Annotated in this window: 14 protein-coding genes; 6 read left to right on the top strand and 8 right to left on the bottom strand. The window is 38.9% G+C overall.

Annotated features, from left to right (window positions below; genetic code table 11):
• Positions 1 to 5 precede the first annotated feature (5 nt).
• Together BLO34_RS01190 and BLO34_RS01185 are read right to left on the bottom strand one after the other, a co-directional pair.
• A complete protein-coding gene (locus tag BLO34_RS01190; RefSeq protein WP_090751866.1) occupies positions 6 to 1,538 on the bottom strand; it encodes a GH3 auxin-responsive promoter family protein in 1,533 nt (510 codons plus the stop codon).
• An 83-nt stretch (positions 1,539 to 1,621) separates the two neighbouring features.
• Positions 1,622 to 2,416, bottom strand: coding sequence for a class I SAM-dependent methyltransferase (locus BLO34_RS01185; RefSeq protein WP_090751865.1), 795 nt, complete (start codon positions 2,414 to 2,416; stop codon positions 1,622 to 1,624).
• Between the two features lie 81 nt (positions 2,417 to 2,497).
• Between BLO34_RS01185 and BLO34_RS01180 the strand changes: the two genes are divergently transcribed.
• The 3 genes from BLO34_RS01180 (at position 2,498) to BLO34_RS01170 (ending at position 4,707) form a co-directional block, all read left to right on the top strand.
• Positions 2,498 to 3,145, top strand: a complete 648-nt coding sequence (locus BLO34_RS01180; protein ID WP_090751863.1) for a flavin reductase family protein — start codon at positions 2,498 to 2,500, stop codon at positions 3,143 to 3,145.
• Positions 3,146 to 3,241: 96 nt separating this feature from the next.
• Positions 3,242 to 3,385 (top strand): DUF2256 domain-containing protein, encoded by a 144-nt coding sequence (locus tag BLO34_RS01175; protein WP_090751861.1) that lies wholly within the window; start codon positions 3,242 to 3,244, stop codon positions 3,383 to 3,385.
• 14 nt (positions 3,386 to 3,399) lie between these two features.
• The gene (locus BLO34_RS01170) at positions 3,400 to 4,707 is read left to right on the top strand and encodes a DASH family cryptochrome (protein WP_090751859.1); all 1,308 of its coding nucleotides are present in this window, start codon (positions 3,400 to 3,402) and stop codon (positions 4,705 to 4,707) included.
• A gap of 196 nt (positions 4,708 to 4,903) precedes the next feature.
• Here BLO34_RS01170 and BLO34_RS01160 read toward each other — a convergent pair whose 3' ends face one another.
• Positions 4,904 to 5,110, bottom strand: coding sequence for a hypothetical protein (locus tag BLO34_RS01160; RefSeq protein ID WP_090751855.1), 207 nt, complete (start codon positions 5,108 to 5,110; stop codon positions 4,904 to 4,906).
• 58 nt (positions 5,111 to 5,168) lie between these two features.
• Between BLO34_RS01160 and BLO34_RS01155 the strand changes: the two genes are divergently transcribed.
• The 3 genes from BLO34_RS01155 (at position 5,169) to BLO34_RS14740 (ending at position 7,201) form a co-directional block, all read left to right on the top strand.
• The gene (locus tag BLO34_RS01155) at positions 5,169 to 6,719 is read left to right on the top strand and encodes a cryptochrome/photolyase family protein (RefSeq protein ID WP_090751854.1); all 1,551 of its coding nucleotides are present in this window, start codon (positions 5,169 to 5,171) and stop codon (positions 6,717 to 6,719) included.
• Between the two features lie 135 nt (positions 6,720 to 6,854).
• Entirely contained in the window at positions 6,855 to 7,022 is a 168-nt protein-coding gene (locus BLO34_RS14515) for a lmo0937 family membrane protein (RefSeq protein WP_157686596.1), read from the top strand.
• A gap of 44 nt (positions 7,023 to 7,066) precedes the next feature.
• Positions 7,067 to 7,201 carry a hypothetical protein gene (locus BLO34_RS14740; protein WP_262492274.1) on the top strand — a complete coding sequence of 45 codons (135 nt, stop codon included), beginning with the start codon at positions 7,067 to 7,069 and terminating at the stop codon, positions 7,199 to 7,201.
• An 85-nt stretch (positions 7,202 to 7,286) separates the two neighbouring features.
• On the opposite strand, the gene BLO34_RS01150 is transcribed toward BLO34_RS14740, so the two are convergent.
• The 5 genes from BLO34_RS01150 to BLO34_RS01130 all read right to left on the bottom strand — a co-directional run bounded on the left by BLO34_RS01150 (position 7,287) and on the right by BLO34_RS01130 (position 13,922).
• Positions 7,287 to 7,880 carry a hypothetical protein gene (locus tag BLO34_RS01150; RefSeq protein ID WP_090751852.1) on the bottom strand — a complete coding sequence of 198 codons (594 nt, stop codon included), beginning with the start codon at positions 7,878 to 7,880 and terminating at the stop codon, positions 7,287 to 7,289.
• 11 nt (positions 7,881 to 7,891) lie between these two features.
• Positions 7,892 to 10,342, bottom strand: a complete 2,451-nt coding sequence (locus BLO34_RS01145; RefSeq protein WP_090751850.1) for a TonB-dependent receptor — start codon at positions 10,340 to 10,342, stop codon at positions 7,892 to 7,894.
• Between the two features lie 53 nt (positions 10,343 to 10,395).
• Complete coding sequence (locus BLO34_RS01140; protein WP_157686594.1) at positions 10,396 to 10,674, bottom strand: hypothetical protein; 279 nt, start codon at positions 10,672 to 10,674, stop codon at positions 10,396 to 10,398.
• Between the two features lie 98 nt (positions 10,675 to 10,772).
• The gene (locus BLO34_RS01135; protein ID WP_090751847.1) at positions 10,773 to 11,777 is read right to left on the bottom strand and encodes a hypothetical protein; all 1,005 of its coding nucleotides are present in this window, start codon (positions 11,775 to 11,777) and stop codon (positions 10,773 to 10,775) included.
• 180 nt (positions 11,778 to 11,957) lie between these two features.
• Positions 11,958 to 13,922 carry a putative porin gene (locus tag BLO34_RS01130; protein WP_090751845.1) on the bottom strand — a complete coding sequence of 655 codons (1,965 nt, stop codon included), beginning with the start codon at positions 13,920 to 13,922 and terminating at the stop codon, positions 11,958 to 11,960.
• Between the last annotated feature and the right edge of the window lie 104 nt (positions 13,923 to 14,026).

Genomic DNA, 14,026 nt, shown 5'->3' with positions numbered 1-14,026 from the left:
ATTTCCTAATCAGTTCCCAACTTCTCCTTTACGAACTCTTCCCATTCATCTTGTTTGTCATCGCTTAGAACTTTGGCCATTTTCACCTGACCGCCCATTTTCTTTTGGTGTGCGTTCCAGTCGTTAAAGAACCCTTCTGGAACCTTAGTTACTTTCACACCTTTTAAAGCTTTACTTCTGGCAACTGAATAATTTTTATTAGCCTCTTTCAGCTTTTGGTCTAATGAGTCGGCGAGATCTTCTTCAGACTTATCTGTTTCTGTTTCCAGAAACCATTTGTGGTAAAACTCTCCATCGATCTTACGAGCGTAAACCGTAAATTCTTTAATGCTCGCATGACATTCTTCTTGCAATTCATTCAATGCAGTTTCCATTTTAAGAACGGATAACTGGCTACCAACAACATTCAAGAAAAACTTGGTACGTCCAGTAATCTTGATTTCTGCATGGTTCACGTCAGTAAAAGCTATGGTATCACCAATCAAGTAGCGCCACGCACCGCTTACTGTTGAGATAATCAATACATAATCCACATTTTCTTCTACCTGAGAAATATCTAAGGTGGTTACATCTTGTCGTAGGCTTCCATCCTCTAAAATATATTCTGGCTTGAAGGGAACGAATTCAAAGTAAATGCCACCATCTGTTATTAATTGCATGGCATCAGTTTCCTGACGTTGCTGGCAAGCGATAAAACCTTCACTAGCTAGATAGGTATCCACAATAGTAACGGGCTTTGTAAATAATTTTTCAAAACTCTTGCGATAAGGCTCAAATGCAACGCCACCAGTAGTATAAACACTCAAGGATGGCCATACCTCATGAATGGAATCCACTTTGTGGTAATCCATTACTTTTTTAAGCATCAATTCCAGCCATGACGGAATGCCGCTAATCATTGCGATGTCCCATTCACTAGACAATTCTGCAATTTTTTGAACACGCTCATCCCAATCGTCGATTCTCGCGATGTCTTGTCCTGGACGATATTTGCTTTCCAAAAACTCTGGAATATTGCTTGCGGCAATACCGCTAATCTCACCTACTTTGAATCCGTCAACTATTTCAAGTTCTGTTGAACTTCCTAAGGCTAAAGCTTCTTTTTCAAAAACCTCTGCGTCTAGGTCAAAGTTGGTCAGCGCACTTACCTGCCGTGTTCCAGCGGTGCTTATCGCATCCAGCATGTCGTCAGTAACAGGAATCATCTTACTCTTTTTTCCAGTGGTACCACTGCTACGTGCCATATATCCAGGCATTCCTGGCCAGGTCACATTTTCCTCACCATTTTTGATTCTGCTCCACCATTTTGAATCCATACTGGTATAATCATGGAATGGTACAGCATTGTCAAATGCCTCATGCACATTGTCATCTTCCAGAATAGTTTTGAAATCATATTCCTTTCCAAAGGCTGTGTCCTGAGCTGTTTCCAACAATTTTTTCAGCACTTTTTGCTGTGCCATTTTGTGGTCATCCACGTGAGTGAAAAACTCATGAATATTGAGAGCAGCTTTAATGATAGGTCCTAGGATGGCCATGGTTTAGATTTTGGCCAAAAATAAGATTATAGAATTAGCGGCAATTCACCTAGGTCAAAACTTAATATAGCTTTAACCATAGCTTAGGGAAGCACGGCGAGAATCTCAAATATAGTTGGGTATAGTTGGTCTTTGAGATAATATAAATCATCCTTTTTATGCATTCCTGGGAAGATATTATAAGGGCTACCATCATGTTCTGCTAGGGTTGTAATTTGTAGACCAGCATCGATTAAAGACTGAACCACCTCGCTCAAACTATGGTTCCAGCTGTATTCATTGCTGTCAAGACCCTTATCATCAACGGCATAGCTTCCTTGATACTCCTCATGAATCACTTCCTTATTTGCATAGTGGTAGGATATGGTAGGCGGCGTGTTTTGGTAATCAAACATCCATGCGATGGGGTGAAATTCTACCATGTAAAATTGACCTCCTTTTTTGAGTCGCTGGGCGATCATCTGTGCCCAAGGTTTTAAGTCAGGCAGCCAGCCTATCACACCATAACTCGTGAAAACGATATCAAATTGATTCTTTATATGATATGATGTGTCTAGAACATTGCAGCACTCAAAGGTTGCCGGCAACTCAAGTTGTTCACTTAGGTTTCTAGCCAGATCGATAGCCGTATCACTAATATCAACGCCAGTGACGATGGCTCCTTTTTGCACCCAACTCAATGAATCCTGTCCAAAATGACATTGAAGATGTAGCAAACTCTTGCCTGTGATATCACCTAATGCTCGTTGTTCGTAATGGTTTAGGGAATTTCTCGCTTTCGCGAAAGCGGACTTATCATAGAAACCACTGTTATAATGTAGCATCGTGCGTGCGTTCCAAGTCTCGCGGTTTGTTGAAAAAGCTTTTTGATGGTCCATTGGGCAATTTAGCAAAGTTTTAAAATAGTTGGGCTGAATGTGGCTTGCCTTATATCCTACCTTTGAGAGAAAAGCGCCCTAATGAAACATTTTACAAACCGAGATCTTGAAGGTATGGAGCGCATTTATCGAGGCAATCTAATCAACAGTGTTACCGGTTACAAAAGCGCTAACCTGCTGGCAACAAGGTCAAAAAATGGAGTTGACAATGTCGCCATTTTTAGCAGTGTTACACACCTGGGAAGTAATCCCGCAATGTTCAGTTTTATACAGCGACCTCTAGGACATGGCGCTGGCGATACTTACAAAAACTTGAAAGAAACTGGTCAAATTACACTCAACCATATCAACACGGATATACTGGAAGCCGCACATCAAAGCAGCGCGAAATATGATCCCACTATCTCAGAATTTGAACATCTAGATATTGAAAAAGAGATGCGAGACGGTATTGAGGCGCCATTTGTGAAAGCTGCTAAAATCCAAGTAAGCGCTCGTTATGAGAGTGAGTATTATTTAAAAGAGAACAAATGCATTCTGGTCATTTGCCGCATTACTGATATTTTCTTGAAAGAAGGAATCCAGGCAAAAGACGGCTGGATCCATTTAGAAAAAGCAGGTAGTATGGCCATTAATGGACTGGACGGATATTCAACGGCTAACCTCGAGAAACGATTGAGTTATGCTAAGGTTGGAAAAGAACTGACCGATTTAGAATTTGAGATTTAAGTATAAAGTAGAGATACTTGACTGAATGTGTACTCTGAACTGATAAACATTGAGTTCTGAACAAACATAATCTGCATGAGGTGCAGAAAGTGAATTATGAAACAAAAAGCGAGAAATCCGAATAATCTACCTACCAAGGTTTGTCCTGTTTGTGAGCGAGAGTTTACTTGGCGCAAGAAATGGGAGAAAAATTGGGAGAACGTGAAGTATTGCAGCAAGAAGTGTAGCGCTGCAAAATAAAATTAATACAGAATATGAATTTAGTTTGGTTTAGAAATGACTTAAGAGTAGCTGATAATCAGAGCTTGAAAGAAGCTTGCGACGCCGATGGTGATGTTATAGGCGTTTACTTTTTTGATCCACGATATTATCAGGAGAGTGATTTTGGGATGGATCTAGATGTGGATTTACCTTTTGGTAAAACGGGAAAATTCAGGGCGCAATTCATTAGAGAAGCGATTGAAGACTTGAGTAGTCATCTAAAGGAACATGGCATACCGCTTTTGATTTATCATGATGCTCCGCACGAGGTTATTCCAGATCTGGTTAAGCAATATGACATCAAGCATATCTATCTACAAAAAGAATGGACTCGTGATGAAACGGAGCAAGAAGAGCTATTAGGTGAGGCTTTATACCAACTAGAGAGTAAGCCAAAGGGTCATCGATTTTATGATCAGTTTCTTTATCATCCAGACGATATTCCTTTTAAAATCTCGCAAATCCCAAGAGTATTTACAGAATTGCGCAAAAAACTTGAAAAAGAAAGCAGCGTTAGAGCGGTTGTTGGAATTGATGGCTACCACCAAAAGATGCCAGAAATCCCTGATACTGAAATGCCAAGTTTAAATGATTTAGGATTAGAAACGTTTGAAAAAGATTCTCGCAGTGCCTTCCCCTGGAATGGTGGCGAGAGCAGCGCCTGGGAACGTTTGAACCATTATTTCTGGGAAACAAAAAAACTACAAGAATATAAACAAACTAGAAATGGTCTAGTAGGCACGGACTATAGCAGCAAATTCAGCGCATGGTTAGCGATAGGTTGTATCTCGCCACGACAGATTTATGCTCAGGTGAAAAAGTTTGAGGACGAGATCACAAAAAACAAGGATACTTATTGGTTGATCTTTGAATTGATCTGGAGAGATTTTTTCAAGTATGTTTCTCTAAAACATCAGGAAAAAATATTTGCCTTAAGCGGAATTCTAGAGAAAGAATATGATTGGAAATCCAGCGATCGTGCTCTAGACAAATGGATCGATGGTGAAACCCATGAAGATTTCGTAAATGCTAATATGAACGAAATCGCAGCCACAGGTTTTATGAGTAATCGAGGTAGGCAAAATGTGGCCAGTTATTGGTCCATGCATCAAAAGCAGGACTGGCGGTTAGGAGCGGCCTATTTTGAACATATCCTTATAGACTACGATGTTCATTCGAATTATGGAAACTGGATGTACAATAGCGGTGTAGGAAACGATCCCAGAAACCGAACTTTTAATATTCAATCACAAGCAGATCGATATGATAGCGATAAAGAGTATAGAAATTTGTGGCTTTGAAAACTACTTTCATTTAGTTTTAGATGTACAACTCTTGCGTTGCTTTAAGTAAGGTATTAATAGCGCTATGAGAAAACCTTGCCCGGTTATATAACTCATCATTAAAGTCGTCTGCGAAACTTCTATTATAAAAGCACAGATAATTAGGACGATTAACCACAGAGCGGTCAGACCATAAAGCCACCTTTTGAGACTGCTATTCATGAGTAGTTTTTTTATTTAAAAGAGAACAATCAAATTTCCTACACGCCCATTTTGTTGCGAAAGGCAAAACAATGGCATATCCTAAAACAGCATAGATGGCTATATCAACTCCACTTATGTCGTTTAACATGGCATACAAAAGGAATCCTACCGCATAAATTAATGATATGATTAACGGTAGATATTTCTTAGTTGACATAACTTGAAATTTTAAAGGTTATACCTATAAGTAAATTAAATCAACCAGTTGTTACAACATGTCAAATTCTCCTAAAACCTTAAGACTCATTCTAGGCGATCAACTCAATCATAAGCACAGTTGGTTCAATGGCGATCAGGAACACATTATATATCACATGGCAGAAATGCGCCAAGAAACTGATTATGTAAAACATCATATTCAGAAGGTGGTGGCGTTTTTTAGTGCCATGAGGTCCTTCAAGGATTGGATGGATGATCGTGGTTTTGAAAACGTCTATTATGAATTGAATCATAAGGAGAATTCTCAGGATCTAGTCAAAAACCTAGATGACCTCATCAACAAACACGACATTGAAAAGTTTGAATATCTGGCACCTGATGAATGGAGACTGGATCAACAGCTCAAGGAGTTTTGCAAATCATTAGATATTGAATGGGAAGGATTTGATACAGAACATTTCCTCACCAAAAGAATGGATGTAAAAAAGTTCTTTGAAGGAAAAAAAAGGTTGACGATGGAATATTTCTATCGCGATATGCGCAAGAAATACGACATCATGATCGAGGGCGACAAAGAACCCGAAGGTGGAAAATGGAACTATGATCAGAGCAATCGTAAGAAATGGGATGGAGACACCAGCATCCCGCATGAGAAAGGCTTTCGCAAAGATGTGAGTCATATCGTGAAATTGTTGCAGGAGGAAAATGTAGCAACCTTTGGAAGAATTGAAGAGAAAAACTTCAACTGGCCCACCACCAGACAAGATGCACTAGATGTTTTAAATTATTTCTGTGAGCACTTGTTGATACGTTTCGGTGATTTTCAGGACGCTATGCATACAGATCAGGAATATTTATATCATTCCAGATTGAGCTTTGCCATGAATAGCAAACTCTTGAGCCCGATGGAAGTTATTGAGGCTGCTGTAGCACGCTTTCGCGAAAGCGATACCGACATACATATTTCCCAAATCGAAGGCTTTGTAAGACAAATACTAGGTTGGAGAGAATTCATGCGCGGTATTTATTGGAAGGAAATGCCCAGCTATCAAACCCTTAATAAATTAGAAAACAAAAACCCACTACCCGATTTTTACTGGACTGGTGACACTAAAATGAATTGCTTGAGTAACGCGATCAACAACTCTCTGGATAACGCATATGCGCATCATATCCAGAGATTGATGATCACGGGAAATTATGCGCTGCTCACCATGACAGATCCCAGTTATGTAGATGAATGGTATCTGGGAATCTATATCGATGCTATTGAATGGGTCGAGATTACTAACACTCGTGGCATGTCGCAATGGGCAGATGGCGGCCTGGTTGCAACTAAACCTTATGTTTCCAGCGGTAGCTACATCAATAAAATGAGTAATTATTGCAAGGGTTGCGCCTATAAAGTCTCAAAGAAAAAAGCAGAAGATGATGCCTGTCCTTTCAACTCCTTGTATTGGAATTTCCTGGAAGAGAAAAAAGAATATTTTGATAACAATCAGCGCATGAATATGATGATGGCGTTACTTAAGAAAATGGACAAGGAAGTTATTGACGCTCACCAAAAAAGAGCCAGAGATGTGATTGAGAATCCTGAAAATTACTAGCAAAGCTAGTAGTCACAATTATCAATCAAAACCTTACACTAGTTCCTACTAAATATAAATTAATTGCCATTTCATTAACAATAGGCTGCAAATAATGTAAGTAAATTCAATCCGTTAACTAAAAAACTAACTATTATGAGAAGTATTCTTTGGCTTGTAGCCGTAATTTGTATCGTTGTGTGGTTGCTAGGACTTCTAGGTGTTATTCCTGGAATTGGAACTGGTGGCTTAATTCACGTATTATTAGTAATTGCTGTAATTGTGATACTAATAAATATTATCTCTGGTCGCAGACCATTGTAACTAAACGTACATTTTTTAATCAATCAATTATAAAATATAATATTATGATCAAGAAATTTTTAGTACTAGGTATGGTAGCTTTAATTGCGATTAGCATTTCAAGCTGCAGAGAAGAAAACGATTCAGTAGGCGACAAAATGGAAGACGTTGCTGATGATGTTGAAGATGCTGTAGATTAAATCTATTCTTCTTTAAAATAATAACCGTCCCGATAGTTTAATTATCGGGACGGTTTTTTTATACCCTTTTTTAAGGGCTGACTAATTATTGAATGTTGAGTGAAAACGTTTGTTGAACGTCTGGTTCACCACCTGTTGACCTTGCATCAGACACCGTATTGTTATTAGGCTTTTTAGGCAAGTGGATCAAAGTGATGGTTAAGTTTCCTGATCCGGCAGCACCTGTGTTGAAGTTTGTTCTCAATCCTAATGGATTTCCGTCAGAATCCGTATCCTGCTTTGTGATAATTACACCAGCGACAGGAGTCGCATAGAACACCTCGTGATCATTAGCCTCATCCATCACCTCTTCAGTAATATTGTCTGCATCTTGTGGGTCAGATTCATTCAAAAATCTAACGCTTCCATTATAGTTAGCGTTTGCGAGTAAAGTTCCCGTTACGGTAACTGCCGGTGAAGCTCCACCACCTGCGTCAAATGATCTGTAAACGACAACGTTATTAGCATCAATTGAATTTGTCAATGTATATTCTACTGTTGTGATCACCTCTTCTTCATTGATAATTTCTGGAGCATCATCATCACCGCAAGCTGTCAATGATGTTACAAGAACAGCTGCAAAAGCCAGTTTTAAAATTTGAGTTTTCATGGTTTGTGATTTTATAAATTTGATTTTCATTGAATTTGTTTTTAAAAATTATAGATGAATTGTAATTGTACATCGGTTCCTATGTCATCTGCATAGAAGCGTTGTCTGTTTAAATAATTGCGATAGTTTGTATTGAAAACGTTGTTGACTCTTAAGTTTAATTTCGCTTTCGCGAAAGAGTAGCCGGCACCAACATTCCACAAACTATAGCCTGCTGGTGATTCAGAAATCCTGACGGTTTCTATACGAGTATTGCCTTGATCATCGGGTATTTCAACCTCATAATCATTATCCGGAAATCTAGTTTGTTTAAGCGTACTCTGATTAGAAATCTTAAGTTCTAGATTATCTAGAATACCATTAGTCCATACTAACTCGTTAAAGAATTGTGTAGGTGGCATATTGATCAAGGGCTCATCATTCGTACGATTCTGGCCATAGATATATGAAAATCTAGAATTGAGTGACAAGTGTTTCTCAATCACTGGATCCAAGAATTGTCTTTCAGGATCTACACTGTAAATTTTGAAGATATCCCATGTCGCCCCAACATCAACCCCAGCTAATACGGCACTTACTTGCTCGTATTGATATACTGGAAACGCACCGCGTGTAGTGGTTTCAATCCCATTAGGAATCAATTGTACATAGTCTTCCACAATATTCAGATAAGGATTCACCTCAACGTCCAGATTATCATGTACCGCATGTGCTACAAAATTCAACTTGTAGGATTGCTCCTTTCTCAAGTCTAATTGCCCTAATTCTATAGAAGCTAGCGCATGGTGTAAACCATCACTAAATAATTCTGAAGGATTAGGCGCACGGTTTGCCGTACTTAAATTAAGAGCAAAATCATAATGCTCTTCCAGAAGATATTTAGCGCCAGCACTAAACGCAAACAGATGGTAATCAAATACTGGATTTGTCAAAATCTGATTATCAATTTCCCGGACTTCAAATTCTGGGAATTGCTGATCGTATCCTAAACCTTCCCACCTATTTTGAAGGTAGAATTTATCAGCATCGATTCTGTAATAATCATATCTTAAGCCAGCGTCGAACAACCATTGATCACTCAATTGATGATTGAAACTAGCGAAACCGCCTATTTTTTGACTCTCATAATCTGGTATCAATCGTCGTATTCCAGTTGCTGGATTTGGAGAATTGTTTTGATACAATCCGTCAATTCCCAATTCAACCTCAGTATCTTCCATAGAATCAATAACGAGAAAAGCAGCGAGCGTATGAGTCAATAAGTCCAGGTCTAGCGACGCTTCTCCATCAAAAGCCTGACGACGTATATCAAATTCCAGTCTGTTATTAAATTGAAACGCATAATTCAATTCCAATTTTCCCAAACCTTGAATTCTTCTGTAGGCGTCAAGTTGGAGTCCATGATGTTCCACATCCTGTTTAGGCGGATCAACATTATAAGTAAAATCCCGAATCACTGATGGTACTCCTGTATTAATGGAAGTAACCAATGAGCTTGAATTCCCTAAATGCGAGGCTCTCAAAATTCCAAGTTCTGTATTATAATACGAATACCTAATGCTCGCGCCATACTCAAACTTGTGATAACCTATCGCAAAATTTCCCGCATAAGTCTGACTGCCTGTATTGCTCAACACATAATCTGGCGCTTCAAAATCGCCAAGCTTCTTATAAGTCAACGTAGCTTGCTGATACCAGCCGCTTTTCTTATAATTACTAACTGAACCAGTAAAGCTACCACCACGACCATTGGATTGTAATTGAGCTATTGCCTGACCTTTGAGCGTATCTTTTGCCAGGTAACGTTCAGGATCAATCACGATCGTACCACCTATGGCGTCACCGCCATAACGCAAGGCACTAGCACCTTTGATCACTTGAATATTGCTGGCAGTATTCAAATCAATATTGGGCGCGTGTTCAACGCCCCATTCCTGATCTTGTTGTCGCAAACCGTTGTTGACAATAGTAACACGACTCCCAAATAGTCCATGAATGATAGGCTTTGTCACACTGTTACCCGTTTTTAAAACCGAAACACCTTGAACAGTAGCAAGAGCATCACCTAGGGTAGCACCACTAAACTCGTTAATGGTTTCTTCACTGACTCTAGTGGATGATTGCGTTTTCTCATGATCATCGTGAACATCTGCAACAACCTCGACTTGATCCAGATCGTTGATGTGATGCTCTAACGTAAAATTCTGAATCTTATCGTTTTGAACTTCAATTTGAATTGTTTTGGTCTCACATTCAGGATGAGTAATGACCATATCAAAAGTTCCCGCACAAAGATTGCTAAGGACGTACTCTCCATTTTCATTGGTTGAAGTACCCTTCTGTAGGTCTTTGATATAAAGTTGGGCAAAAGCCAGCGGCTCACCATCGTGGAAATCTGTTACAATTCCCTTGAGCTCAACGCGACAGTCTTGAGCATTAACAGCATATGCAAAGCAAATCATTGCCATTGCTATACCTAGTTGTTTAAACATGATATAAGTATTGATTACTAAAAATTGACACTTAGAAACGTGTCCTTAATTTTCTAGCAATCTACTGGTGGTGGTCTGGATAGGTGGTAGTAGGAAAGAAGTTCCGCTTTCGCGAAAGCGTACTCATTTACAATCCCTTGAGGTACCTCAATAGGAATATAGATTGGAACAGTTGCTGCGTCTACAGGCGTATAATCTAAAGACTGAACCTGTTGTGCGACCAAACATATGTCACAAACCGTTGAAGAATCATCGTGCGAAAACTGATGCAGTGTAGCCAGTTGCATCGCAAAAAGCAACGCAATCAATCCAGCAGAAATAAAATGTTTCATTTTTTGCACAGCACAAATATATAAGGATAAAAAATACTGCATGCAAAAAGCCTCCCAAAATTGGGAGGCTTTCAAATAATATCAATTTCTATTGAGAATTAGTCCTCACCATAGAAGAATACTGTGCTTACACGTGGCAAGGAATTGTCAATAATTGGGGATGCATTACCGCTCGCGCTAGCATTAAAACCTAAAACACGACCGCCACCATTTCTATTTTCGGCAATGAAAATCGTATTAGTTTCAGCATCATATGCAGCAGCAACTGGATTACCTAAAAATGTTGATGCACCAATAACTTCAACTTGATTTCCTGCTACTGGTAAAGTTCCAAGATTAGTAACGGCGTCAAATTTAGTTGAGAAGTTAGTTATGATATGGAATGAACCATCGTCAAAAACTGTTGCGTCAGCAATATCAGTTACTATAGCAATATCATCCTCTGCGTTGTAAACAAACCCGTGAGTTCTTTGAATACCTTCTATAAGTACTGTCTTACTTGGTTGTACAGCTCCGTTTGATGTATTAGCAGTAATTAAATTATTGAAAACTGCAATACCATTTGTGTTATCAACGACTGCAAATAGGTCATCACCATCAAACTGTATTTCCCATAAAGCAAAACCAACTTGCAAAGTATTTCTCAAGGTTACAGTACTTCCAGTTCTTTCATAAATAAAGAGTTGATTCGAAACGTTATTTGCAACCACAATAAAATTACCATTGACAGTGACAGATCTTGGACTAGATAATTCTGAATTACTAGCGGTTACAGTCAAGGACTGAGTTGTACCGTCAATCATGTCTTCAATATTGTCACCAATATGAACGGAGTTTGTAGTTCTTGAGGCGAATATTATTTGATCTGTAGATGGATCATAAACAATACCCTCATTTTCTTGAGTACCAGCTACATTAAATGTAGTAGTTTCTGGATCATCACCGTCAGAAAGGTCATAAACGGTAATTGCGCCACTTGTGTTACTTGTTGCGTACAATTCTGCACGGTCAAAACGACCTTCAGTGATATCGTCGTCATCGTTACATGACACAAACACTGTAGCTGCAGATAGAATGGCGATTGTTAATTTGGTAAATTTCATAGTTATCTATTTTTTGCCAAACATACGCCGCATAAGGCTCACTAGTTCCTAAGGACTTCTCAACGAAAACCAAAATTTAACAAAAACTGATTACAACTCTCTCATGCACAAATCCTTGTACATACAACATTTAACGCTTTTAGTAAAACTTTAATTTTAGAGGCTGCTATCCTATGGGTACTAAAGAAAGAAATTCCATACAAGACCAAACCTGAGGCTCAAATCTCTGAACGGAGTTCTAGGCGCACTGAAGTAATTGGGCTGGCCCAAAGGAGAAGTTGCGTTCTCCAGCTTCACAAAAATTCGTGTCTGCTGGATTTTTGCATTGAAGAAAATATCCACTAAAGGAAAGGCTCCCAATTCTACCGTATTCTGAGTATAAAACTCTCCTAAGACTGGATCGTAGCCATCCATATTGTATTCATCAAAGTATTTGAGCGTGATTCCTGTTTGCACCAGCATAGCCTTTTTAAACCAGCGATCTTTATAGTAAATACTGTTTCTCGTGACAAAACTAGGAACATTGATGATACCATCAGTCTGATCAACCGTCTGGAATGCTAGTGTATGATCAGTTCCAAAATATCTTAGGAATTCAAAGGACTTATGTGCTTTTACTTTTAAATAGATCAACTCTTCATTGGTTTGCACAGGTATCGCATTGTAAACAGTCAAGCCAGTTGTAATATCTGGGATTGCTAATTCTTGGAAATATGCATAATCCTGAATCGTATTCACCTCGACATCAAGATCAAAATATTTCTCTGATTTGACCTGTAATTTGAGTTGCTGTTTTTTGACGTTGCTAAACTCAGAGTTCTGCCAGTTATATTCTCTGTATTCACTCTGGTGCAATAACAAATTGAAATTAGGTGCTCGAGAGCTTATGCCTGCGCCAGCCGCAACTGTAAAATCTTTAAAGTTCACGCTAGCCATTGCATTAAGATACTGTCCATCCAGTTCTCCTGCAACATTAATACCTCCATGCGATTCAAACTGAAACACGCCTAATCGCTTTTCAAATTCTGCTTTGAATTGATAAACTTCTCCATTTAACCTGCTAGGGATCGTTTCTGTTCCACGGTTGAGTACACGGTCGTATCCATAAGTGTAGTCCAGCCTTCCTATAGCTGCTTTGATGTTACCAAATAGGTAATGATCAAGTGAGGCACCCAATTCAACATAACCTTCTTCGTGGTTGGTTTTGTCTTTTATATTCGTCGCCTGAAACGCCTCACCTAGAAACTCTTCTGATGCGGTAGCTTCTTGATACCTGTAGAACTTATCTTCAAAAGACATTTTATTAGTCACACGCAAACTGTAATTCCTAAGACTGTCAGTCGATTTTAGTAATTCATAATCATGATCGATGTAGAATCGCTTGCCGTCCAATAAACTTACGGCGTCATCCAGATTGGGTTCTAGTCTACCTCGATCATCTAAATCCTCATCTACTGTTATAAATCCATTCAAAGCATCTGGTGTCAATCCACCACTTTCTTGATTGCTCAAATCCTGAAATACAGTATGCAAACGCATACAGTACCTATTATCCTTTGAAAAATAATTAGCCGTAAACTTAAAGTTTCCCGTACTAGTCAATGTATTTACATAGTCACCAGCACTACGCATTCCCTTGTAGCTAATTGAGAAATTAAATTGAGGTGAAATATTGGAAGTAAAAAGCGCATCCAACTGCTGGCCTTGATTGATGGCAGTTTTGAAATAAAGATCTGTTAACGGTGTTGGTACATAATAATCATTGATGTCGCTTATCTCATAATAATTATCATGGCGTGCCTCTGCTCCCATTCTGGGTGTGAGCTGTTCCATATCAAATCTCTTGATCAACTTATTATAAGGTTGGCCTATGTTTGCTCCAGGCATCAATTCAAAATTATCCTTGCGCAGGTAATTGAATTTGAATTCTTTGGCCATGCTAAGCGTGGTATCTACATAAGTGGTATCTCTGGACTGGCTTATGATCAAATAATCTGTAATAGGCGGCTTCTCGCCTTCTACACTTACTTCTTTATTATTAAGAGGTCGTTGCTGGTTCCCATTGTCGAGTGTACGAACAGGTTGCTGTAATGCAAATGCACTTGTTGATGCTAGGAACAGCAGGAATAATAGTAAGGATTTCATGAGTCGTGACACGATGCCAAAAATAGGTATTATACATATTGCCGCGTCCAATTAAACGCGACCTTTTATCAACTTTGATATGAGTTGGATATTGCCATAATCAT

The sequence above is a fragment of the Nonlabens sp. Hel1_33_55 genome, from assembly GCF_900101765.1.
Classification (GTDB): Bacteria; Bacteroidota; Bacteroidia; order Flavobacteriales; family Flavobacteriaceae; genus Nonlabens.
The sequence above is the reverse complement of the archived record's forward strand: the minus strand, read 5'-3'. Positions and strand labels throughout refer to the sequence as shown.